General features: G+C 60.0%; 20 protein-coding genes. 14 read left to right on the top strand and 6 right to left on the bottom strand.

Going from position 1 to position 23,780, the window contains the following annotated elements; all coding sequences use genetic code 11:
• Positions 1-5 precede the first annotated feature (5 nt).
• Both IB236_RS04975 and IB236_RS04970 read right to left on the bottom strand, forming a co-directional pair.
• Positions 6-938 carry an N-formylglutamate amidohydrolase gene (locus IB236_RS04975; RefSeq protein WP_192419224.1) on the bottom strand — a complete coding sequence of 311 codons (933 nt, stop codon included), beginning with the start codon at positions 936-938 and terminating at the stop codon, positions 6-8.
• A 165-nt stretch (positions 939-1,103) separates the two neighbouring features.
• Positions 1,104-2,069 (bottom strand): tripartite tricarboxylate transporter substrate binding protein BugE, encoded by a 966-nt coding sequence (locus IB236_RS04970; protein WP_056057580.1) that lies wholly within the window; start codon positions 2,067-2,069, stop codon positions 1,104-1,106.
• Between the two features lie 107 nt (positions 2,070-2,176).
• On the opposite strand from IB236_RS04970, the gene IB236_RS04965 reads away from it, so the two are divergent.
• Positions 2,177-3,124: a LysR substrate-binding domain-containing protein gene (locus tag IB236_RS04965; RefSeq protein WP_192419222.1), complete on the top strand. Its 948-nt coding sequence runs from the start codon at positions 2,177-2,179 to the stop codon at positions 3,122-3,124.
• Here the strand turns inward: IB236_RS04965 and IB236_RS04960 are convergent.
• Positions 3,097-3,618 carry a MarR family winged helix-turn-helix transcriptional regulator gene (locus tag IB236_RS04960; protein ID WP_192419220.1) on the bottom strand — a complete coding sequence of 174 codons (522 nt, stop codon included), beginning with the start codon at positions 3,616-3,618 and terminating at the stop codon, positions 3,097-3,099. The two genes, IB236_RS04965 and IB236_RS04960, sit on opposite strands and share 28 nt — an antisense overlap.
• Before the next feature lie 140 nt (positions 3,619-3,758).
• On the opposite strand from IB236_RS04960, the gene recA reads away from it, so the two are divergent.
• Both recA and recX read left to right on the top strand, forming a co-directional pair.
• Positions 3,759-4,835: a recombinase RecA gene (recA, locus tag IB236_RS04955; protein ID WP_056057577.1), complete on the top strand. Its 1,077-nt coding sequence runs from the start codon at positions 3,759-3,761 to the stop codon at positions 4,833-4,835.
• Between the two features lie 84 nt (positions 4,836-4,919).
• Positions 4,920-5,378, top strand: coding sequence for a recombination regulator RecX (gene recX / locus IB236_RS04950; protein WP_192419217.1), 459 nt, complete (start codon positions 4,920-4,922; stop codon positions 5,376-5,378).
• A gap of 55 nt (positions 5,379-5,433) precedes the next feature.
• Here the strand turns inward: recX and argC are convergent, their stop codons facing one another.
• Positions 5,434-6,366, bottom strand: a complete 933-nt coding sequence (argC, locus tag IB236_RS04945) for an N-acetyl-gamma-glutamyl-phosphate reductase (RefSeq protein ID WP_192419215.1) — start codon at positions 6,364-6,366, stop codon at positions 5,434-5,436.
• A gap of 203 nt (positions 6,367-6,569) precedes the next feature.
• Between argC and sucC the strand changes: the two genes are divergently transcribed.
• The 10 genes from sucC (at position 6,570) to IB236_RS04895 (ending at position 19,640) form a co-directional block, all read left to right on the top strand.
• The gene (sucC, locus tag IB236_RS04940; RefSeq protein WP_192419213.1) at positions 6,570-7,730 is read left to right on the top strand and encodes an ADP-forming succinate--CoA ligase subunit beta; all 1,161 of its coding nucleotides are present in this window, start codon (positions 6,570-6,572) and stop codon (positions 7,728-7,730) included.
• A 15-nt stretch (positions 7,731-7,745) separates the two neighbouring features.
• A complete protein-coding gene (gene sucD, locus IB236_RS04935) occupies positions 7,746-8,642 on the top strand; it encodes a succinate--CoA ligase subunit alpha (RefSeq protein WP_056056609.1) in 897 nt (298 codons plus the stop codon).
• Between the two features lie 144 nt (positions 8,643-8,786).
• Positions 8,787-9,473, top strand: a complete 687-nt coding sequence (locus IB236_RS04930) for a TerC family protein (protein ID WP_056056608.1) — start codon at positions 8,787-8,789, stop codon at positions 9,471-9,473.
• Positions 9,474-9,736: 263 nt separating this feature from the next.
• The gene (locus IB236_RS04925) at positions 9,737-12,367 is read left to right on the top strand and encodes a CHASE2 domain-containing serine/threonine-protein kinase (RefSeq protein WP_225580975.1); all 2,631 of its coding nucleotides are present in this window, start codon (positions 9,737-9,739) and stop codon (positions 12,365-12,367) included.
• Positions 12,368-12,384: 17 nt separating this feature from the next.
• Positions 12,385-13,173 carry a Stp1/IreP family PP2C-type Ser/Thr phosphatase gene (locus tag IB236_RS04920; RefSeq protein ID WP_116748326.1) on the top strand — a complete coding sequence of 263 codons (789 nt, stop codon included), beginning with the start codon at positions 12,385-12,387 and terminating at the stop codon, positions 13,171-13,173.
• Between the two features lie 41 nt (positions 13,174-13,214).
• Positions 13,215-13,865 carry an FHA domain-containing protein gene (locus IB236_RS04915; protein ID WP_056056604.1) on the top strand — a complete coding sequence of 217 codons (651 nt, stop codon included), beginning with the start codon at positions 13,215-13,217 and terminating at the stop codon, positions 13,863-13,865.
• A 73-nt stretch (positions 13,866-13,938) separates the two neighbouring features.
• Positions 13,939-16,203, top strand: coding sequence for a CHASE2 domain-containing protein (locus IB236_RS04910; RefSeq protein ID WP_192419209.1), 2,265 nt, complete (start codon positions 13,939-13,941; stop codon positions 16,201-16,203).
• A 10-nt stretch (positions 16,204-16,213) separates the two neighbouring features.
• A complete protein-coding gene (locus IB236_RS04905) occupies positions 16,214-17,002 on the top strand; it encodes an MBL fold metallo-hydrolase (RefSeq protein WP_192419207.1) in 789 nt (262 codons plus the stop codon).
• Between the two features lie 318 nt (positions 17,003-17,320).
• Positions 17,321-17,815 (top strand): pilin, encoded by a 495-nt coding sequence (locus tag IB236_RS04900; RefSeq protein ID WP_192419206.1) that lies wholly within the window; start codon positions 17,321-17,323, stop codon positions 17,813-17,815.
• Between the two features lie 88 nt (positions 17,816-17,903).
• On the top strand, positions 17,904-19,640 hold the full coding sequence (locus IB236_RS04895; protein WP_192419205.1) for a PglL family O-oligosaccharyltransferase: 1,737 nt from the start codon (positions 17,904-17,906) through the stop codon (positions 19,638-19,640).
• A 12-nt stretch (positions 19,641-19,652) separates the two neighbouring features.
• Here IB236_RS04895 and IB236_RS04890 read toward each other — a convergent pair whose 3' ends face one another.
• Both IB236_RS04890 and moaC read right to left on the bottom strand, forming a co-directional pair.
• A complete protein-coding gene (locus tag IB236_RS04890) occupies positions 19,653-21,941 on the bottom strand; it encodes a tetratricopeptide repeat protein (protein ID WP_192419204.1) in 2,289 nt (762 codons plus the stop codon).
• 497 nt (positions 21,942-22,438) lie between these two features.
• Positions 22,439-22,927: a cyclic pyranopterin monophosphate synthase MoaC gene (moaC, locus tag IB236_RS04885; RefSeq protein ID WP_192419203.1), complete on the bottom strand. Its 489-nt coding sequence runs from the start codon at positions 22,925-22,927 to the stop codon at positions 22,439-22,441.
• 66 nt (positions 22,928-22,993) lie between these two features.
• On the opposite strand from moaC, the gene tfpZ reads away from it, so the two are divergent.
• A complete protein-coding gene (gene tfpZ / locus IB236_RS04880; RefSeq protein WP_192419202.1) occupies positions 22,994-23,752 on the top strand; it encodes a TfpX/TfpZ family type IV pilin accessory protein in 759 nt (252 codons plus the stop codon).
• The last annotated feature ends 28 nt before the right edge of the window (positions 23,753-23,780 follow it).

Raw genomic sequence — 23,780 nt, 5'->3', positions numbered from 1 at the left:
GGTGCTCAGCGCGGATCGTGTGCCAGCAGCCTCTGCACCAGGGTCTTGAGGTCCTCCTGCAGCCGCGCCATGCCCTCGGGCATCTGGGCGAGCGTCTGCTCGTCCATGTAGAGCTTGCGGTTGATCTCGACCTGGATGCTGTGGCGGTGCTGCGCGGGGTTGCCGTAGCGGCGCACCAGCTCCACGCCCTTGTAGGGGTGGTTGTATTCGACGCTGTAGCCGCATGCGCGCAGGTGCTCACAGATCAGTGCCGACAGCGCCTGGCTGGCGGTGGTGCCATCGCGGTCGCCCACCACAAAGTCGGCATGGTCCAGCCCCGGAAACTCGGTGGCAAAGCGCCCGGCCACGGCGGGCATGGAGTGGCAGTTGAGGTGGATGCTGTAGCCGTGGCGCGCATGGGCGGCGTCAATCGCCTGGGCCACGGCGGCGTGGTACGGGCGCCAGCAGCGGTCGATGCGCGCACGCACCTCGGCCACGGTGAGCTGGCGCTGGTAGATGGGTTCGCCCTGGTCGGTGAACTTCCAGATCAGCCCCTTGCCCAGGCGCACCTTGCTGAGCACCTTGGGATCGGTGGAGATGGGGTCGGGCCAGTCGCCGTCGAGCAGGCTGGTGTCCAGCTCGGTCGTGTCGCGGTTGGCGTCCAGGTAGATGCGGGGGAAGTGGGCCTCGACCCAGGCCACGCCGAGCGCGGGGGCAAAGGCGTAGATCTTTTCGACGTGGGTGTCTTCGGCCCGGCGCAGCGTGGCCAGGTCGAGGGCGGAACCAAAGTCGTCGGGGTACCGGGTGCCGCTGTGGGGGGAGTCGAGCACCAGCGGTGTGCTGCCGGGCACCGCAGTGACGGTGGCGGTGGCGGGTTGGGTGGCAAGCCCCGGCGAGCCGGTGACGCCGGGCTGGGCTTGCTGGAAGCGGTGGTGGATCAGTTTCAAGGCTGCATGCATAGGCAGAGTGTGCGCAAAGGAGGGCGGCTGGCCTAGCCGCCCAGACCGGGATGTGACTATGGTTATCCCTGAGACCTTGAGCAGGCCCGGGAAGCAGGCTTGCCTGCGTCGTCTCACCATCCCAGCTGTGGCCGTTCCCGGGGCCCAGGGTCCGGGGGAGTCAGGTCAGTCGAGCACCACCTTGGCGTAGGCCGCCACGCGCTTCATCTTGTCGATCTCGCTGGCGATCTGGGCCGTGAATTCCTTGGGTGTGGTGCCCGAGGGGTAGAGGCCCTGGCCTGCCAGTCGCTCGCGCACGGCGGGCTCCTTCAGGGCCTGGGCGACGGCTTGCTGGATGCGCTCTGCCGCCGCTGGGGGCGTGCCCGCAGGGGCCACCAGGCCAAACCATGAGGGCTCGTTGGCCTGCTTGTAGCCCAGTTCGGCGTAGGTGGGCACATCGGGCAACACATCCAGCCGCTCGGGCCACGACACCGCCAGCGCCTTGAGCTTGCCCGATTTGACGTGCGGGAGCGACGAAGCCACCTGGTCAAAGTACACCGCCACCTGGCCCGCCAGCACGTCGTTGATGGCCGGGCCTGCACCACGGTAGGGGATGTGCACCATGGAGGTGCCTGTGCTGCTCTTGAACAGCTCGCCCCACATGTGGCCGATGGTGCCGTTGCCGGGGGTGGCGTAGGACACCTTGCCGGGGTTGGCCTTGAGGTACTTCACCAGCTCCGCAAAGTCCTTGACGGGCACCACGGCCGGGTTGATCACGATGACGCCCGGGGCCTTGACGATCTCGGTCACGCCGATGAAGTCCTTGGTCGGGTGGTAGGGCAGCTTGGTGTACACGGCGGGGTTCACGCCATGGGTGGACAGCGTGGCCACGCCCAGGGTGAGGCCGTCTGCCGGCGCGCGGGCGACTTCGGCCATGCCGATGGAGCCGCCTGCGCCGCCCCGGTTTTCCAGCACCACGGGCTGCTTGAGGATGCGCGCCAGCGACTCTTGCAGGCTGCGGGCCGTGATGTCCGTGGCGCCCCCGGGCGGGAACGGAACGATGATGCGCAGGGGCTTGCCCTCTTGCGCCAGAGACATTCCGGGAGCGAAAGATACGGCGGCCAGCGCTGAGAGCAGGTGACGGCGTTGCATGGGCGTTTCTCCTATGGTTTGCATTGAGGTTAAAGGATTCAATGCGCTCTACCAAGCAATGGATATGCCTGATAACATTCCTATTTGGAATGATTTGATTACTTACTATGTCATCCCTTCGCCGCCTCTCGCCACCCGTTCACCTGCTGCGGGCTTTTTCCACGGTGACGCGGTTCGGCGGGGTGTCCCGCGCGGCCGAGGCCCTGCACCTCACCCAAAGTGCGGTCAGCAAACAGGTCAAGGAACTGGAGACCTGGGTGGGCGTGCCGCTGTTCGAGCGCAGCCGCAAGCGCCTGGCGCTCACCCCCGCCGGCGAGCGCTACGAAAAGGCGGTGCGTGGCTTGCTGGCGCAGCTGGAGGCCGCCACGCTGGAACTGATCACCAGCGATGACGGTGGGGGGGCGCTGCACCTGTCCAGCCTGCCCACGTTTGCGGCCAAATGGCTCATCCCACGCCTGCCGCAGTTCCAGCAGCAGCACCCGCAAATCACGCTGCACTTTGTGCCCTATGTGCACAGCTACGACTTCACCCGCCCCGAGCTGGACTGCGCCATCCTGTTCGGCGACGGTCACTGGCCCGGCGCGCACGCCCACCACATCACGGGCAACGAGGTGGCGCTGATCGCCCCCCGCACCAAGGTGGCCGACTGGCCCATGCACACCCCGCGTGATGTGGCCCGCTACACGCTGCTGCGCCACGTGACCGTGCCCGAGGCGTGGTTGCGCTGGAGCGAGACGCACGGGGTGGAGGGCCTCATCGATCCGCTGGCCGGGCCGCAGTTCGACCAGTTCCAGACCATGATCCGCGCCGTGATGGCGGGCATGGGACTGGCGCTGGTGCCGCGCTGCCTGGTGCAGGATGAAATCACGGCAGGCCTGGTGCGCGAGCCCCTGCCCGACGCCGATCTGCGCGGCGGTTACCGGAGTGATGTGGGCTACTGGTTCTGCTACCCCGAAGGCCGCACGCAGTTGCACGCGCTGCAGTGCTTCAGGGAATGGCTGCTGGCGTGCGCCGAGCCGATGGGGGCTCAGGCACCCATATCGCCGCCCGCATAGGCCTCCAGCCCAATGGCCACCACGGTGGCCACGTCATGGCCCACCTCGGCGCGGAACTCCGCCTCGGCCTGCGCCACGGCATCCCGGAACGCTTGCAGCCACGCCAGGCCGGTGGGCGTGAAGCACACGCGGCGCGCCCGCGCATCCAGCGGGTCGGCCTCGCGCGTGACCAGCCCCCAGGCCTCGCACTGGTCCACCAGGTTGGCCATGGCCTGCTTGGTCATGCCCGCGCGCTGGGCCAGGTCGGTCAGCCGGTCGCCCTGCAAGGCCAGGTGCCGGGTGATGTGCACGTGTGCAGCCGTCACCTGGTCGCGTGCTGCCAGGTTGGACAGCGCCAGCGGCACCTCCACATTGCGCGCCATGAGCTGCAGTACCCGCGCGTCGAAGCGGCGCAGGGCGCTGCCCATCAGGCGGCCCAGGTGGGTCTGGCGCCAGCGGTCGTCAGGCCCCGGGGCGGGCGTGGCAAGGGGGACAGCTGGAGAAAAATCGGGCATCCGATATTGTCAGGCAAACTGACTAAAAATCGCTTTATCTGGATTTCATTGCTCGCATAAACTACTGTTCAAGCATCCAGCCTGTGATTAACCGCAGAGCGATGCAAGCATCCAACCTGTTGTTTTTCAAGGAGTTTCTCATGGACGTCGCAGTCAAAGGCACCAACCCCGCATTGCCCGTGAACACGGAAAAGGCCAAGGCCCTGGCCGCCGCACTCGCCCAGATCGAGAAGCAATTCGGCAAGGGCACGATCATGCGCCTGGGTGAAGGCGAGGTGATCGAGGACATCCAGGTCGTCTCCACCGGCTCGCTGGGCCTGGACATTGCGCTGGGCGTGGGTGGCCTGCCCCGTGGCCGTGTGGTCGAAATCTATGGCCCGGAATCGTCGGGCAAGACCACGCTCACGCTGCAGGTGATTGCCGAAATGCAAAAGCAAGGCGGCACCTGCGCGTTTGTCGATGCAGAGCACGCCCTGGATGTGCAGTACGCCCAGAAGCTGGGTGTGCAGCTGTCCGACCTGCTGATCAGCCAGCCCGACACCGGCGAGCAGGCGCTGGAAATCGTGGACAGCTTGGTGCGCTCCGGCGCCGTGGACCTGATCGTGGTGGACTCGGTGGCTGCGCTCACGCCCAAGGCCGAAATCGAAGGCGAGATGGGCGACGCCCTGCCCGGTCTGCAAGCCCGCCTGATGAGCCAGGCGCTGCGCAAGCTCACCGCCACGATCAAGAAGACCAACTGCATGGTCATCTTCATCAACCAGATCCGTATGAAGATCGGCGTGATGTTCGGCTCGCCCGAAACGACGACCGGCGGCAATGCGCTCAAGTTCTATGCCTCGGTGCGCCTCGACATCCGTCGCACCGGCACGATCAAGAAGGGCGACGAAGCCATCGGCAACGAGACCAAGGTCAAGGTGGTCAAGAACAAAGTGAGCCCGCCCTTCAAGACGGCCGAGTTCGACATCCTGTTCGGTGAAGGCATCAGCCGCGAGGGCGAGATCATCGACATGGGCGTGACGGCCAAGATCGTGGAAAAGAGCGGTGCCTGGTACGCCTACAACGGCGAAAAGATCGGCCAGGGCCGCGACAACGCGCGTGAGTTTTTGCGCGAAAACCCCGACCTGGCCCGCGAGATTGAGAACAAGGTGCGTGAAGGCCTGGGCATTGCGCTGCTGCCTGGCGCACTGCAGGCCCCAGCAGCGGCTGCAGACGAGTGATTTCCGGTTTTTGAAGCTAAATAGCCTGCAGGCGCTCATATCATATGCGTCTGTAGCTATTGAAAATATAGCATTTGGTAAGTCATGGGATTCACTGCGCTCTCGCTCAAGGGCCGTGCGCTGCGGCTACTGAGCCAGCGGGAGCATTCGCGCGCCGAGCTGCAGCGCAAGCTCGCGCCGCATGTGCAGGAGGGCGAAGACCTGGAGGCTGTGCTGGACGACCTGCAGGCCAAGGACTTCATCAGCGAGGCCAGGGTGGTGGAGTCGGTGTTGCACCGGCGCGCAGGGCGTCTGGGTGCATCGCGCATCCGGCAGGAGCTGCAGTCCAAGGGGCTGGGGGCAGAGGCTGTGCAGCAAGCAGTGGCCCAGCTGCAGGGCAGCGAACTGGAGCGTGCCCGCGAGGTGTGGCGCCGCAAGTTTGGCGAGCCCGCCGCAGATCCGCAAACCCGCGCCAAGCAGATGCGGTTTTTGCTGGTGCGGGGGTTCTCAGGCGATGTGGCGCGGCTCGCTGTGCGGGGCGCCGATGCGTCTGACGAGGGCTGACCGCAACGCCAACAAGCGGGGCGCCGGCCCTGCTTCCTGATGCGCTCTGAGGTGTTTACACGCCCAGCATCAATTGCAGGTTCTGCACTGCAGCGCCACTGGCGCCCTTGCCCAGGTTGTCCAGGCGCGCGATGACCACGGCCTGCCGGTACTGCTCGTTGGCAAACACGCGCAGCTCCAGCTTGTTGGTGTCGGTCAGCGTGTCGGCGGCCAGCTTCAAATCGTCGGAGGGGGGCAGCACGCTGACCCATTGTTCTTGCGTGTTGGTGCGGCTGTAGTGGCTGGCCAGCACGTCGTGCAGGTCGCTGGCCTTGGGGGCTCCTGGCAGCAGGTCCAGGTGCAGCGGCAACTGCACCAGCATGCCCTGGCGGAAGTTGCCCACCGCAGGGATGAACACCGGGCGGCGTGTGAGCCCGGTGTAGCGCAAGATTTCGGGGATGTGCTTGTGCGACAGGCCCAGCGCATAGGCCTCATACGGCGCTGCGGTGCCCGCCTCGTAGGCTTCGATCATGGTGCGGCCGCCGCCGGAGTAGCCCGAGACCGAGGGCAGGCTCAAAGGGTAGTCCGCCGGGATCAGGCCCGCATCGACCAGCGGGCGCAGCATGGCAATCGCCCCCGTGGCGTAACAGCCGGGATTGGAGACGCGGGTGGCGTCGCGCACCGCTTGTGTCTGCGCTGGCGCGAGTTCCGGAAACCCGTACACCCAACCATTGGCAGTGCGGTGCGCCGTGCTGGCATCGATCACCTTGACCTTGCGGCCCGAGCTGCGCTCGATCTCGTCCACCATCGCCACGGTGTCGCGCGCAGCGTCGTCGTGCAGGCACAGCACCACCAGATCCACCCCCGCGATCAGGTCGCGCTTGGCGGCCGGGTCCTTGCGCAGCTCGGGCGCAATGCTGACCAGTTCGATCTGCGACATGGCCTGCAGGCGCTCGCGGATCTGCAGGCCCGTGGTACCGGCTTCGCCATCAATAAAGACTTTGGACATAGGGTGCTCCTGCAAAAAGATGGCAGCGTCTGCCGGATAGAAGTGGGGGCGGGAAGGCCGCCAGGCCCACCCAGGGTGTAAGTCGGGCACAAGGATGGTGCGTTGCAGCATGATACAGTCGCGGGTTGCCATGTCCCAAGCCCGCGGCCAGACATCTGTTCATGGTAAACGGGTAACTACCACCCTTCCCTGAGAGAGACCTCATGAAGATTCACGAATACCAAGGCAAGGAAATCTTGCGCAATTTTGGTGTGCCCGTTCCGCGTGGCATTCCCGCATTCACGGTGCAAGAAGCCGTTGAAGCAGCCCAGAAGCTCGGCGGCCCCGTGTGGGTGGTCAAGGCCCAGATCCACGCCGGTGGCCGTGGCAAGGGCGGCGGCGTGAAGGTTGCCAAGACCATTGACGACGTGAAGGCACGCGCCAGCGACATCCTGGGCATGCAGCTGGTCACACACCAGACCGGCGCTGAGGGCCAGAAGGTCCGCCGTCTGTACATCGAAGACGGCGCCGACATCAAGAATGAGCTGTACGTCTCGCTGGTCACCGACCGCGCCACGCAGAAGGTCGCCCTGATCGCTTCGAGCGAAGGCGGCATGGACATCGAGGAAGTGGCCCACTCCACGCCCGAGAAGATCATCACCGAGATGATCGACCCGCTGACCGGCATCACCGAAGCGCAGAGCCGCAAGGTGGCTGCCGCCATCGGCCTGACCGGCGCTTCCATCGACCAAGCCGTAGACATCTTCGCCAAGATCTACAAGTGCTACATGGAAACCGACGCGTCGCTGGTGGAAATCAACCCCCTGAACTGCGACTCCAAGGGCAACCTGATGGCCCTGGACGCAAAGTTCAACTTTGACGCCAACGCCCTGTTCCGTCACCCAGAAATCGTGGCCTTCCGCGATCTGGACGAAGAAGATCCGGCCGAAGTGGAAGCCTCCAAATTCGACCTGGCCTACATCAGCCTCGATGGCAACATCGGCTGCCTGGTGAACGGCGCCGGCCTGGCCATGGCCACCATGGACACCATCAAGCTGTTCGGCGGCGAGCCAGCCAACTTCCTGGACGTGGGCGGCGGTGCCACCCCCGAGAAGGTGACTGAAGCCTTCAAGATCATGCTGAAGAACCCCAAGGTCGAAGGCATTCTGGTCAACATCTTTGGCGGCATCATGAAGTGCGACACCATCGCCACCGGCGTGATCACTGCTTGCAAGGCCGTGAACCTGAACGTGCCGCTGGTCGTGCGCATGAAGGGCACGAACGAAGAGCTGGGCAAGAAGATGCTGGCCGAGTCTGGCCTGCCCATCATTGCCGCAGACACCATGGCCGAAGCTGCGACCAAGATCGTTGCTGCCGTCAAGTAAGCCCGGAGAACACACATGTCGATCTACATCAACAAAGACACCAAGGTCATCACCCAGGGCATCACGGGCAAGACTGGCCAGTTCCACACCGAAAAGTGCCAGGAATACGCGAATGGCAAGAACTGCTTCGTGGCGGGCGTGAACCCCAAGAAGGCGGGCGAGTCGATCTTCAACATCCCGATCTACGCCTCCGTCAAGGAAGCTGCCCAGCAGACCGGTGCCACCGTGTCGGTGATCTATGTGCCGCCCGCAGGCGCTGCGGACGCGATCTGGGAAGCTGTCGAAGCCGACCTGGACATGGCCATCTGCATCACCGAAGGCATTCCGGTCAAGGATATGCTGATGGTGCGCAACAAGATGAAGGCCAAGGAAGCCGCTGGCGGCAAGAAGACGCTGCTGCTGGGCCCCAACTGCCCTGGCCTGATCACGCCTGACGAAATCAAGATCGGCATCATGCCCGGCCACATCCACCGCAAGGGCCGTATCGGTGTGGTGTCCCGCTCGGGCACGCTGACGTACGAAGCCGTGGCCATGTTGACCGAAGTCGGTCTGGGTCAATCGAGCGCCGTGGGCATTGGTGGCGACCCCATCAACGGCCTCAAGCACATCGACGTGATGAAGGCTTTCAACGACGATCCAGACACCGATGCCGTGATCATGATCGGCGAAATCGGCGGTCCTGACGAAGCCGAAGCCGCCCAGTGGTGCAAGGCCAACATGAAGAAGCCAATCGTCGGCTTCATCGCTGGCGTGACCGCCCCTCCTGGCAAGCGCATGGGCCACGCTGGCGCCCTGATCTCTGGCGGCGCCGACACGGCCGATGCCAAGCTGGCCATCATGGAAGAGTCGGGTTTCATCATCACCCGCAACCCTTCGGAACTGGGCAAGCTGCTCAAGGCCCAGCTGAAGTAAGCGGGCTGTCGCCGTCCCGTCCGTAAGCACAATTACGGACGCGGAGCGCGACACAGGCCGCTAGACTAGTGGCTCCTACAAAAAGAGAAGCGCTCGGAACCCCGGTTCCGGGCGCTTCTTGCATTCATAACAGTGGAGTCAGTCATGGAGTTTCTGCAAAGCGCCGATTTTTGGATCGGCCTGGTGAAGATCGTCTGGATCAACATCATCTTGTCGGGTGACAACGCGGTGGTCATTGCGCTGGCAGCCCGGTCTCTTCCCCCCCATCAGCAAAAGAAAGCCGTATTCTGGGGCTCCGGCGCTGCCGTGGTCTTGCGGATTTTGCTGACCGTTGTGGCTGCCAAGCTGCTAGAGCTGTCGTTCCTGCAGATCGTGGGCGGTTGTCTGCTGCTGTGGATCGGCTTTCAGCTGCTCAGCGACGACGAGGAGGACGAGGGCGAGTCCAAAACCTATGGCAGCCTGATGGCCGCCGTCCGCACCATCCTCATCGCCGACCTGGTGATGAGCCTGGACAACGTGATCGCTGTGGCGGCTGCGGCCCAGGGCAACGTGGTGCTGCTGGTGTTGGGCTTGGCCATCAGTATCCCGCTGGTGATTTTCGGTAGCACCCTCATGATCAAGCTCATGGAGCGTTTCCCTGTCATCGTGGTGCTCGGCGCCGCGCTGATCGGCTGGGTGGGTGGAGAAACCATCGCCAGCGATGCCATCTTGCATGACTACGCAGTGGCGCACCCAGCGTTGCACTATGTAGCGGCCGCGCTGGGCGCCGCGCTGGTGGTGGGCGTGGGCAAGTTCTGGCGCAAGGGATCCAACAGCGCATCCGCGACCTGAGGGTTGCAACCAGGGGGCTCGCACGAAGGTGCAACCCCTCTTTGAGGCCAGCGAGTGACAAAAATGGCATGGCGCTGGCGTCCCATCCCGGGGTTGCGTGACAAGAACGACACGCAACGCCACCCCTGCTGCCCATTCGCTCCAAATCTCCTCTTTTCAACGGTCCTGAGGCCCTTGGATTGCATGGGCGCAGTTATTGCTTCAAACCCACCCAATACTGAGTGGAATAACAGCAAGTGGGACGAAAAACCTCGGCGCGGCGGATGGATGGATGGCGTACCGATGGCTTTTGGGGCGGATTGGTGGCACTGGCCGTAGCGGGCCTGTGCGCGGTCACGGGCGCATCGTTGTCGCTCGAACACAAGCTCTACGACGCAGCCATCCGCACCTCGTCCCCCGCCCCGTTGGCCGACGTGGTGATTGTGGGCATCGACGATGCCAGCTTGGCCGCTCTGGGGCCATGGCCCTGGTCGCGTGACATCCACGCGCGCCTGGTCGATCGCCTATCAGCGGCTGGCGCCCAAACCGTTGTTTACACCCCCCCGCTCACACAGCCCCAGAACGACAGGGGCCTGGGTTACCTGAGGAAAATCCGCGAAACCCTTGCCGCTGCGCCTGAGGGAACCGCACTGACGGCCGAGCTCGGCCGTGTGGTGGGTGAGGCAGAAGCTGTACTCGACGGCGATGCGCGTCTGGCAGCCTCCATACAGCGGGCGGGCAACGTGCTCCTAGCTTCGTATTATGAAAGTGGCGGGGCTGCTGCGCCCCTGCCATCGTACGTGCGTCGCAGCACGTTGCCCGACCCGGGTGCTGCTGCAACCCCGATGCAATCTGCGCAGCACCCCATCCCGTCGTTGGGCGCAGTGGCGGCTGGGGTGGGGCACTTGTATGCAGAGGCTGACCTGGATGGGCGTGTACGCCAGGTTCCACTGCTTCTTCGCTACGACAGCGTGGGGGTGCCGTCTCTGGCGTTGCTGGCGGCGCAACACAGCCTGCATCTGGGGTTGGGTGATATCCGCGTGGTGGATGCGCCTGCGGGGCTGCGGCTCGGAGGGCTGAACATTGCCACCAATGCAGCCGCCGTGCTGCGTCCCCGCTGGCAGGTGGCTGGCGATGGAGCGGGCACCTTCCCTATCCTGTCGGCTGCCAGCGTGCTCGATGGAACCGCCGCCGGTAGCCTGCAGGGCAAGACCGTGTTGGTGGGCGAAATGACGGAGAAGCTGGGCGCCCCAGCGGCGCAGCTGGGGGAGCATGCTGCCTATCCGGTGGAGGTGTTGGCGCAAACCTTGTCATCCATTCGCCTCGGGCTGGGCGTGACAGAGCCAGGCTGGGCTACTCCGGTCGCTTGGCTGGTGTTGGCGCTGGGGGCGGTGTATCTGGTGCGGTTGGCGCCGCGTTTGGCGCGCCCCGTCGGGATGGGGGTCGGTGCGGCGCTCGTGCTCACCGTTGTCATCGCCGAATGGACCCTTCTGCGCTATGGGGGGGCGTGGGTTCCGTTGTTGCTGCCTGCGCTGGCTGTGTTGGCGGGTACTACCGTGGTGTTGCTTTTGCACCGTGGCCGGCTGAGTGACGCCTCCGGACGTTCCGCAGACGCCGCCGAGACGGACCGCATGATGGGCTTGGCCCTGCAGGGCCAGGGACAACTGGATATGGCCTTTGAGCGCCTGCGCAAGGTACCTGCCAGCGACGCGCTTCTGGACAATCTCTACCATCTGGCGGAGGATTTCGAGCGCAAGCGCCACTTCGGCAAGGCGCAGACGGTCTACGAACATATCCTGCGCCATGACCGGCACTACAAGGACGCCCGCAGCCGCTACAAGCGTGCCAAGGCTCAGGCACAAGGTGGCGCGCAAGCTCCGCAGGGCGCCACAGACTCTTTGCCGGGTGCCGGCGCTGCAGCGCCCCGCCTGCCAGGCGATGCGAGTGTCGGCGTGCCCATGTTGGGGCGCTACCAGATTGATCGCGAAATTGGAAAAGGCGCCATGGGAGTGGTGTATCTGGGGCGCGATCCGAAGATCGGCCGCGTCGTAGCCATCAAGACACTGGCCTTGGGGCAGGAGTTCGAAGGTGACGCCCTGATCGATGCGCGCGCACGGTTTTTCCGCGAGGCCGAAACTGCTGGCCGATTACAGCATCCGAACATCGTCACCATTTTTGATGCCGGTGAGGAGCATGACTTGGCCTATATCGCCATGGAGTTCCTCAAGGGTCAGGACCTGACCCATGTCTGTGGCCAGGACCGGCTGCTGCCGGTCCCCACCGTGCTCTCCATTGCAGCCAGGGTGGCCGATGCGCTGGACTATGCCCATGCCCACAATGTGGTGCACCGCGATATCAAGCCCGCCAACATCATGTTTGACAGCGGCTCAGACGCGGTCAAAGTGACGGACTTCGGTATTGCCCGCATCACGGATTCGAGCAAGACCCGTACGGGGCTGGTTCTGGGAACACCCAGCTTCATGTCTCCGGAGCAACTGGCGGGAAAGAAAGTCGATGGGCGCTCCGACCTTTATTCGCTGGGCATCACCCTCTTCCAGTTGTTGACGGGCACGCTGCCGCTGCGGGGCGCGTCCATGACCGAGCTGATGCACAAGATCGCGAGCGTGGAGGCGCCCGATGTGCGCCAACTGCGCCCCGAACTCTCAGCCGCGGTGGCCAGGGTGGTGGCGCTGTCGTTGCAAAAGCGGCCAGAGGCGCGTTATCAGACCGGGCGGCAGTTCGCGGCGGATCTGCGGCAGGCCATGGCCGGCGATGCTCGATTCAGCCCTGAACCAGTCGTCTATGATGCGGACCGCGATGCAACAGGGCAAGAAATGGCGGATTTTCAGGAAACCGTGATGGAGCCCCCCGCTGTGCGGGGTGCGGCAGCCCCGCCGATTTCGGGCGCCCCATGACGCACGCCTCCACATCCATGACCTACGAATTCACTGCGCGGACCGACAAGGGCCGCGTGCGTTCCAACAACGAAGACGCGGTAGCCGTTGACCGCGATGCGCAGGTCGCGATATTGGCCGATGGCATGGGCGGCTACAACGCGGGCGAAGTGGCCAGTGGCATGGCCACCACCTTTATCCGTACCGAAATGGCCCGCTGGTTGGCCCAAGCCGGCGCGAGTCCTCAGTCCACGGACGTGCGCCGGGCGCTGGAAATCTGCGTGGAAAACGCCAATCACGCCATTCTGGGTGCATCTCTCTCCAATCCGCAGTACGCGGGCATGGGTACGACGCTGGTGGTTGCCGTGTTCCACGGCAGCCGCCTTATCCTTGGACATATTGGCGATTCGCGCTGTTACCGTCTGCGTGATGGTGCTTTGCAGCAAATCACGCGCGACCATTCCTGGTTGCAGGAACAGGTCGATGCGGGGCTGCTGACGGCGCAGCAGGCGGCCATGTCTTCCAATCGCAATCTGGTGACTCGGGCCTTGGGTGTGGAGCCCAATGTGCTGATGGAAGTCAACGAGTTTCAGGTGGCGCCGAATGATCTGTTTCTGCTCTGTTCCGATGGGCTCACCGACATGGTGTCCGATTCGGATCTGGCGGAGCTTGTGCGGGCGCCCATGCCTTTGGAGGAAAAAGCGACACTGCTCATAGACACCGCCAACGCCAACGGAGGTCGTGATAACGTGAGCGTGCTGCTGGTGCAGGCTGCCGCTGGGGGCAAGAAGCGTGGCCTCATGTCCCGATTGCTAGGGGCCTCTTGAACGGCCCGAACTACAACAATTCATCACATCAGGAGTGGATCATGCCGAGAATGATCGTTTCAATCGACGGCGTTGTCATCAAGGAAGTGCAGCTGACCAAGGAGCGGACCACGCTGGGCCGGCGCCCCTACAACGACATCGTGATCGACAACCTTGCGGTGAGCGGTGAGCATGCCGTGCTCCATATGGTGGGACAGGATGTGGAGATTGAAGACCTGGGCAGCACCAACGGCACTTATGTGAACGCCAAGGCCGTCAAGCGCCAGGAGTTGCGCAATGGCGATACAGTGGAAGTGGGCAAGTACAAGATTCGGTTCCTCCAGGACGCCGAAGGGCAGAACTTTGAGAAGACCATGATCTTCAAGCCCGGAATGGTGCCGCCTGCGGTCGCCGCTGCCAGGCCCGCTCCGGCCGCGCCCGCGCCAGCCCCGATTTCGGCCGTGATTCGGGTCATGTCCGGTGCTGCTGCGGGGCGTGAAGTGTCGCTGCAGAAGGTGGTCACCACGATTGGCAAGCCGGGTGTGGCTGTGGCTTCCATCACCAAGCGGCACCAGGGTTTTGTCTTGGCCCATGTCGAAGGACCGGACATGCCGCTGCTCAACGGCGCTGCCATTGGTGCATCGCCGGTTCCCCTGAAGCACGGGGATCGCCTGGAGCTGGCGGGCACCGAGATGCAGTTCGAGCAAAGCTGACACTCTGCAAAAGGCTCGCATCATCGCTGCGGGCCCTTGCTGACTGGACACTCCTATTCCTGCGCGTGGACCTATGTTGCAGTCCTTGTCGCAGCTGTTCCTCCGACGCTGGCAACGCATCGCAGTCACGCTGATACCGCTGGTTTTTGCGTTGCTGCACGTAGCCGATGTGCTCCACCTGCAGGTGTTGGAGCGACTGGACAACATCATCTACGACACCCGCTTGCGGGTGACCATGCCACGAACGCTGGACGAGCGGATCGTCATCGTCGATATCGACGAGAAGAGCCTGGGGCGTGTGGGGCAATGGCCCTGGCGCAGGGACAAGATGGCTGCGTTGGTGCATGAGCTGTTTGAGCGCCAACAAGTGGCCGTGGTAGGGTTTGACGTTCTGTTTGCGGAGGCCGATGAAAGTTCGGGACTCTCTACGCTGCAACAACTGGCGCAGGGCCCTTTACGCAGCCAGCCGGCCTTCAAAGAGCAACTGGAACGTCTGGCGCCCTCACTGGACCATGACGCTCTTTTTGCGCAGTCTCTGCGCGGGCAGCCAGTGGTGCTGGGTTACTACCTTTCGGGCGAAGACCGCGACGGCATCACGAAAGGCATGTTGCCAGAACCCGCCCTGCCCGTGGAGCGCTTGCGGGGCTTGCCTCTGGGGGCGACTACGTGGCGTGGGTACAGCAGCAATATTGAGTCCCTGACCCAGGCGGCACCTGCTGCAGGCTTCTTCAACTCGATCACGGACGAGGACGGAGTTGTTCGTTCCCTGCCCCTGTTGGCAGAGTACCAGGGGCAGTATTACGAATCGCTGGCATTGGCCATGTTCCGCACCGCCATCGGTCTGCCAGAGATTCACCCGGGCTTTGTGAATTCCAAGCCGTCCGGGACGCATGATGTGCTCCAAAGCATCGTGCTGCGCCAAGATGGTCGTACGCTGGCGCTCCCCGTGGACCAGCAGTTGGCCACGCTCATCCCCTACCGTGGGCCGGGCGATGCCAAGGGTGGTTCCTTTCGGTACATCTCGGCGTCGGACGTTCTGGATGGCTTGCTGCCGGCTGGTCAACTCAAGGACCAATTGGTGCTGGTAGGTTCGACAGCACCTGGTTTGCTGGATTTGCGTGTGACGCCGGTGGGCAGGACGTACCCAGGCGTTGAGACCCATGCCAACGTGTTGTCGGCATTCCTGGATGGCAAGAGCATCGTTCGGCCTGACTATGCCGCTGGGTTTGATGTGCTGCAGCTGCTGTGCGCGGGTTTGCTATTGGCAGTTGCCTTGCCGCTCTTGTCAGCATCGTCTGCGGTCTTGCTCAGTGGTGGTGTGCTTTGTGCGCTGGTAGGACTCAATCTGTGGATGTACATCGCGCAGGGGCTGGCGTTGCCGCTCGCCACTGCGGTGGTGATGGCTATGCTGGCCTTTGCCCTCAACATGGCGTATGGCTACTTTGTGGAGAGCCGCTCCAAGCGCGAGCTCGCAGCGCTGTTCAGCGCCTATGTGCCGCCAGAGCTGGTGGCCGAGATGGTCAAGCAGCCTGAGCGCTACAGCATGCAGGCCACCAACCGGGAGCTGACGGTGATGTTCTGCGACATGCGCGGTTTCACCGCGATGTCTGAACGGATGGAGCCGCTGCAATTGCAAGGCTTGTTGAATGAGGTGTTCAGCAAGCTAACCCACATCATCCGCAGCCACCGGGGAACGATTGACAAGTACATGGGCGACTGCGTTATGGCTTTTTGGGGGGCTCCAGTGGCCACGCCTGATCATGCGCAACTGGCAGTGACGGCGGCCCTGGAAATGTCACAGGCCATTGGGCAAATCAACGCCAATCATCGCCAGCGCGGGTTGCCCGCGATCGGGGTGGGCATCGGCCTCAACACCGGGGTCATGTGCGTGGGTGACATGGGCTCGGACATCCGGCGCAGCTATACGGTCATCGGCGATGCGGTCAACCTTGGCTCCCGCCTGGAGGGGCTGTCTAAGCACTACGGTACTTCGATCGTAGTGAGCGAATCTGCCATGCAGCTCGCCCCTCAGTTTGTATGGCAGGCCATGGATCGCGTGCGCGTCAAGGGCAAGGCGCAGGCCGTGCCGATTTATCAGCCCCTCGCACCCCGGGGGCGGCTACCCACCGATCTCGCTGAAGAACTGGCGGTGTGGGAGGGTTTTCTGCGTGCCTACGCAGCGCAAGAATGGGCACAATGCGACAAACTGTTGGTGCAGTTGCGAGGTCTTAAACCTCGCTGCATCCTCTATGAGTTGTACGCAGCACGGGTCGAAGGCCTGCGTAATTTGCCTTTCAACCCGGATTGGGACAGCGCCACCAATTTCGACACCAAGTAGAAGGCTTGACATGAAGGTTCGCGTGCTGGGGTGCTCCGGCGCTATCGCCAAGGACTGTCGCACGACATCGTTCTTGATTGGCGACAGCATCTTGCTCGATGCGGGAACTGGTGTGGGCGACCTTACGCTGGAAGAGATGGCCAAGATTGACCATGTGCTGCTGACCCATTCCCACCTGGATCACATCGCCGCACTGCCCCTGATGCTTGACGCGGTGTCGTCCCTGCGCCGTCGCCCGGTTCGGGTACATGCCCTGGCTGCCACCATCGCGGCGTTGCAGACGCATGTGTTCAACAACGTCATCTGGCCAGATTTCAGCGCCATACCTTCTACTGCATCCCCGTTTTTGCAGTATCGAACCTTTGTCACCGGCGATGTGCTGAGCATAGCTGGCACCCAAATTGAGGTGCTATCCGCCCACCACGCCGTACCAGCCGTAGGCTTTGCAGTGCAGGGCGACACCGGTTGGTGGGTGTTCAGTGGTGATACAGAGCGTAATCCTGCGTTCTGGAACCGCATCAATGCACTGCCGGTAGCTTGCCTGGTAATCGAAACCGCCTTCAGCAACCGCGAACGTGATCTGGCTCGCCGCAGCATGCATCTCTCGCCCGAGACTCTGGCGCAGGAACTGGCGCTCATCCCGGGCACGGAGCGCTATCCCGTTTACATAACGCACACGAAGCCTTCGGAGACATCGCTCATCATGGACGAGATAACGCAACTCGACTGCACTGTTGGCATTCCGCACCGCCCGCATGACGTTCGTTGGTTGGTTGCGGGCCAGACGATCGAGGTTTGAATATTGCTTTGACGATTGTGACAATACTGATCGACAAAAATGTAATTTCAAAGGACTGCGGAGGGCGGTAGTTTGGGGGGGACTTATCCCGGTGCTCGATATCGCTGGCTGGAGTCGCCGACGTTGCTATGAATGGGGTCTTTTTTGGGGTGGTGCGCGAAAAGGCGCTTGACTTCTGGTTTGGTGATTGGCCGAGGCAGGCATTTTTGCCGTTTGGATGTGCTGAGTAGCTGCTTGAAGTGATCGTGACTTGTTCCAGCGTGCAGGCACGGCGATTGCATAGCAACAGCGCATTTGCAACTTTCCTAGGAGTTTTTCATGAAGCGCACTCTGCAAAAGGGTTTTACCCTGATCGAATTGATGATCGTTGTGGCGATCATCGGTATCTTGGCCGCCGTGGCTCTGCCTGCGTACCAGGACTACACCATCCGCGCTAAGGTGTCGGAAGTGATTTTGGCGGGATCGGCTTGCCGCACGAGCATCACAGAAACGATCCAAACGATATCGAGCAATGTGCTCCCAGCAGGTAATTCTTGGGGATGCGAACAAAATACGGCAGCAGATGCCAACAGCGTTCCAACAAAGTACGTTTTCTCGATTACTACTAGTGATGCAGGTCAAGTCACGATTAAGACTACCAGCGAAGCTAGTCTTAAAGACGCCAAGGATTCCACTATTCAGATGACTCCTTACTTGAAGACGGGCGTTATCACAAACGCCGATGTGAATAAGGTTGTGTATGAATGGAAGTGCGGCCCTGGTGGTGCAACGCCCATGCCGGCAAAGTATTTGCCAGGCTCCTGCCGCGGCTAAACTACTGGTATCTGTCGACTAGTTGGCAGATATTCAAATATAACGGTGCGCCTAAGGGCGCACTTTTTTTTGAACCATTTATTCAGTGATGAGTGCCTTTCTAGAAAAGAGAATGCTGGTGTGGATGGGAGGTATATTGTGCCTCTGTTATTTGCTTCCAAATCACTATCCCCCTTGGCTGAGTTTTCACCAAGAACTGGGGGCGGCTTTGGCATTTGCACCTCTTTTCTTCTGGGCGTGTACGAAAACTGCTTGTGCCCCAGCTATTGCCTATGGGGTTGGGGCACTAGCGGCGGTGCCCTTATTGCAACTCGCGACGGGCCGACTTCTATTCGCTACGGATGCGTGGATGACTAGCCTTTATCTTTTAGGGCTTTCATTGTCAATCTATGCAGGGGCACTTTGCGCAACTGTCTCGGCGAAAATAGGTGGTGAAGAAAATAATATTTCGATTGCACCGTTCTGGGGGGGGCTGCTGGTGGCGGGGCTATGCTCTGCGGGACTGGCGTTGCACCAATGGTTGATCCCAAGTTATCAGGGGATCTACATTGCAGAAATTCCACCAAAATCCCGTCCTTTCGGAAATCTCGCTCAGCCTAATCAACTAGCGACTTTGGTGTTGCTTGGTACTGTTGGGTTGTTGTATTTTTGGGAAACACGCCGTGTGCGCGCGTTGATCGCGGGATTGTCTGCTGCCCTATTGTTGGGTACGTTGGTAATGACTGGGTCTCGGTCGGTTCTACTGGCTTTTGCTTGGCTAATACCGGCATTCTTATTTATGCGCAAGCGTTGCACCTTGCGGACGACGCCGATGGTAGTCGGTTTAGCCGTGGGATATTATTTTTTAATGATGTGGCTCTGGCCTATGCTGGGTGATTTGCTACTGCTAAAGACCCAAACAAGTTCCACATTAGAGCGCATGACATCCCCTGGCATCCGTAGTGTAATTTGGCTATCCATGCTTGATGCGATATGGCGTGAGCCTTGGTTTGGATATGGCTGGGGTCAAATTAGTAGTGCGCAATTGTCTGTTGCATTGGACTACCCTCCAACTTATTTAGTTATTGAAAGTGCGCACAATTTATTTTTGGATCTTGCCTTGTGGAATGGGCTGCCAATATCACTTGCCCTTATAGCGGGCTTGACAGTTTGGTTCTTGAAGCAGATTCGACGCTGCAACACCGCCGCAGGGTGGGTAGCTCTTGTGGGGGTGGCAATAGTATTCAACCATTCGATGGTTGAATACCCGCTGAACTACGCGTATTTTCTATTGCCTGTCGGTTTTCTCATTGGTTGGCTATCTGCTACAGCAACCCTTCGGGCCCCCGTTAAGAAAAAGGCGATAGGCTCCACAGCGACCCGTGTGGCAGCTATGGTAACAAGCACTGTCCTGGCCATACTAACTATAACTGTCATCGTGGAATATCTTCCACTTGAGGCCGATTGGGCTCTGATGCGCTTTCAAGAAGCAAGAATTGGAAATCCGGAACCAACAGAACCACCGTCTGCCGTGATTCTGACAAGTCTCCAGCGATTCTTGAAATTCTCTCGCAGCGAGACAAAAGCGGGCATGTCAATTGATGAACTAGAGGAAATGCGCCGTAATTCTGTTCGCTTTGCTTATGCCGCTCCTATGTTCAAGTACGCACTCGCACTAGCTTTAAATCACCAGCCAGAAAACGCGTTGACAACGCTGAAAAAAATGTGCTCCATGCAAGCTGAGAGTGTGTGCCGAGCTGCAAAAAATCACTGGGAGGAGCTTGGAAGAGATAAATATCCGGCATTGGTGGGTATCCCATTTCCTGGATATTCTGAAAATCGCTGATTGGGGGTTGTTTTATCCTCTGAAGGATATTATTTTCTGAGCGAATGCATCAACAGGATGAGCGTCGCCGAATGCTCTAGCTTGGCGAGTGCTAAGTGTATGTCTCACATCATCGCGAAGCGCACTGTTCGCGCACAATCTTTCCACCAGCGCTGCGTACTCGTTCACCGAGGTGGCAACCCATTCATCAAGTCCCAGTTCTTGCAAGATACCGCTTGCAAATCTACTTCTCATAAATTGTCCCTCCCACGCCACTATAGGAGTGCATCGTTCGACTGCCTGCATTGCTGTATTAAATCCAGAGAATCCTGCGCTATCAAGATAAGCATCGGCGCGATCAAGTAATGCAAAGAAATCTGTTTGAGGTAGCCAAGGGATAAACCGTACATGTGTGTCAAAATCCATGTTTGCATCCACGAATGCCTTGCGAAGGCGTGCCTCAAGCAAAGAAGACAGAGATTCTGGTTTTGATCGGAAGAAAATTAGTTTGCAAGGTTGGCAACGTCTTGCAATATCAATCCACAATGCATCATTTTGTGGCGCATATTTGAAAGGTGTGCCGGCACAAAGTAAAATGCGATCAGTCTTGCCAAGACCCCATGGAGAGAGGTCGATTGGAGTTGGCGCAAGGGCGAATGGGTGATAGCAGCATCCAAGACCAGGTAATTCAACAAGTTTCTCGGTGTAATGTGCTTCAGCACCTTGCGGCTCTAGAGCCTTGGCACTGACAAACAAATCCATGGTTGGCAAACCGGTGGTGATCGGATGTCCCCAGCTGGCAAGTTGCACAGGTGCCAATCGCAAGGAGGCTAACCGTACAGTCGTTGAGTCCATGCCAATCTCTGGATATGCCAAGACATCGATACGAGCGTTTGAAATCACCTTGGACCAGGCTACCCAGTCCCCTTCGGCATAATAAAAACGAGTGGATCTTTGCGCCGCCAAGTCCGTTTGAGCATCCCGTCCAGTTCCTGTATAAAAAATATGAATTTCAAACTGGGTGGGATCGAAATGCTCAACCCATCCGCGCACAATAGCGCGCCAGACAGAATGCTCATGAATATGTGCCGAAACAATACCAATTTTGCATTTTGAGCCAGTACTCCGAATAGGTGTCGGCACTCCCACTTTGCGTGCCCACGCCCCCATGAGAGATGTGCACAATTCGCCATACTGTGACAATACCGCACGATGATCTTGCGGAATGTAAGCAAGGTAGTAGGGTTGCTGGGCACCAACAGCCTTATAGGCATCCGTCGGACGATGGACCCTAAACCAGGTTCTTAACTTGTCCACTTCTTTCGCAAATGCCCCTACTGCGTGGATTTGTTCCTCGTCGGACTGTGGCACAGCAGGTAACTGGGCCATGGCGTGACCCCATCTTGCCTGCACGTAGTTGCCATTGACTCGAATGGCTGCTTGGTAGGCTTTTCGCGCTGTCGCCGCGTCGCCAAGCCCCATTGATGCGTTACCCAACCAATACTGCGCGTCTGCCTGTTTGGGATTGGCGGCGAGCGTACTTTGAAGCCAATGGCTGGCCTCTACCCACATCCTTTGATTTACGCGAGCCATTCCCAAATTAAACGCAGCATCGGCTGAATCTGGCTTCAGTCGCAGAGCGTGTTCCAGATGTAAGGCAGCTTCGTCATTGCGACCCCGGTCTTTCAAGAGGCCGCCCAGATTGACCAACGCATCTAAATAGTCGGGACGAGAGAAAACTGCATTGCGATAGTGCTTCTCTGCAGTATCCAGATCACCGCGAACACGAAGCAAGTTGCCGAGATGAAACTGAGCTTCCGCCAAAGAAGGATCGCTGGCCACCACCGACTGCAATAGTTTCATGCCATCTCCCGCTTGCCCACTAGCAAGCGATAGTTTGGCGAGATGCAACCTGGCCATCGCGTGACCAGGAACCGCCTCGAGAGCCCGATGGAATGCGGCGGCAGATGCTTTGCCACGGCCTGAGATCATTAACGCTTGACCGCGCGCGACATGTATATCAGCGTTCGAGGGGTGCAACGATGCCGCTCGGTCCAGAACACGCAGACTATCCGCCTTATGCCCCCGCTCCAAGGCGATAAGGCCTTGCACCAGAAGGCCATCGGCATGGTCCGGTTCAATGGCCAATTGCGCCAATGCTGCTTGCTCGGCCTCGGCGATCTGACCCGCCAAGTACAAGGCCCAAGGGCCTATAGGTGTCAGCACAGGCGCGCGCTCAGATGCGATGAGGGCCTCCGCTGTTGTCAATGAAGCAGCACTTCGGGGAGAAGCCCATTTTTTTTTGAGCCACGCCAGCATCATCTTGGATGCGTCTGCGTGGACGCCAGTGCTACGAGCCGAACAACGTCATACGCAAAAGACTTACTGAAAGTTTCTGGGTAACCTGCATCTAGAAGACCATCTTGCAGCCGGCTTCCCAACTTAGCCTTTTGATAGATGTTCAATCGGTGCTTACCGACAAGTAGTAGGGCATGGCTCCTGATCTTGTCATCAATACGTGTCCGGGCCCTCTCCGCTTGTCTGGATTGCGCGTCCAATTGCTGCGGAGCAAGTCCCTTCACCAACTCTCGGACCACGAGAATTGCAAAGGCATCTACTTGAGAGGTATTGAAAAAATTACCAAACATTGAAAATCACCTCGTGCATAGCTCCAAATTTTCGCAAGCCGCAGGCGGGAAATTTGACCGTAAACGTCAATTCCTGATCTCAAGAAACAGCAAGTGCAGGTCGCCCCCTTTTTTGTGAGGACAAAGCACCTTGAAAGTCATAGTCAAAGTTAGCTCTCCTGCCGGCGACCCTTAACGCTTGACAAAGCTCCCCGATTTGCCACCGTGCTTTTCTGCCACGTGTACGCCGGTGATCGACATACCCCGATCCACCGCCTTGCACATGTCGTAAATGGTGAGGAGCGCTATCTGTACAGCGGTGAGGGCCTCCATCTCGACGCCGGTGGGGCCCACCGTTTCTACGGTTGCAGTGCAATGTATGCCGATAACGTCTGATTGGTGAACACTGGCAGCTTCGAATTCAATAGCAACATGGGTCAAGGCGAGAGGGTGGCATAGCGGGATCAGGTCGCTGGTTTTTTTGGCAGCCTGGATACCTGCAATGCGTGCAATGCCCAGCACATCGCCCTTTTTGGCGGTTCCTGCTTCAATCAATGCCAGTGTTTCTGGCTGCATTTCAATCCGCCCACTGGCAATGGCAATACGGTGGGTGGCGGATTTTGCGGCCACATCGACCATGTGAGCTTGGCCTTTGGCATCAAAGTGGGTGAGGGCGGACATGAGGTAAAAACGCGGTGGTGGGCAGTTGCTCATCGAACATTCATCAGACAAAGACATCATACGACCATGCAGAAGTGGAAAGAGCGCCTCCGCGCCAGTGGCATTCATCTGGGAGTCAGCCTTTGTGTTGCGGCTTTGGCTGCTGTCTTGGTGTTTGGAGTTTGGTACCCGTATCCCTACCGAGAAATTTCTGGGGGCCGGGCGCTTTTTGTCTTGGTGACAGCTGTAGACGTCATCATGGGGCCTCTAATTACTTTGATCGTTTTCAACCGTACCAAACCCCGGCGTGAGCTTGCCACAGACCTCACCATCGTGGGCTTGCTCCAGATCGCCGCGTTGAGCTACGGTTTGTGGACGGTGTTTGTGGCAAGGCCTGTACATCTCGTTTTTGAATACTCACGCATGAGCGTTGTTCATGCGATTGACGTTGACGCCGAACTGCTGAGCAAGGCCCCTACTTCGTTGCAAAAGCTGCCGATCACAGGTCCAACCACCATCGCATTACGTCCCTTCAAAGACGCGGCAGAGCAGTTTGACTCCACCATGGCAGCTATAGGCGGCGCGCCGCTCTCGGCGCGGGCCGATCTTTGGCAGCCCTATACAGACAGCGCCAAAGATATCTTGAAGGTAGCTAAACCGGCAAGCGAATTAGTCGCTCGTTTTCCCAATGATTCGGCGTTGATCGCTCGCGCCATCGAGCAAACGGGCAAAACCGTAGTCCAATTGCGCACCCTGCCACTGGTTGGTCGCGATAACGCGTGGACCGTGCTACTTGACGAAGCCACTGCCGAGCCTCTGGGATTCCTTCCACTCGACTCATTCTAATTTCATTTCTGATGCGTTACCGGCTTAC

The organism is Acidovorax sp. ACV02, assembly GCF_014851475.1.
Classification (GTDB): domain Bacteria; phylum Pseudomonadota; class Gammaproteobacteria; order Burkholderiales; family Burkholderiaceae_C; genus Acidovorax; species Acidovorax delafieldii.
The sequence above is the reverse complement of the archived record's forward strand: the minus strand, read 5'-3'. Positions and strand labels throughout refer to the sequence as shown.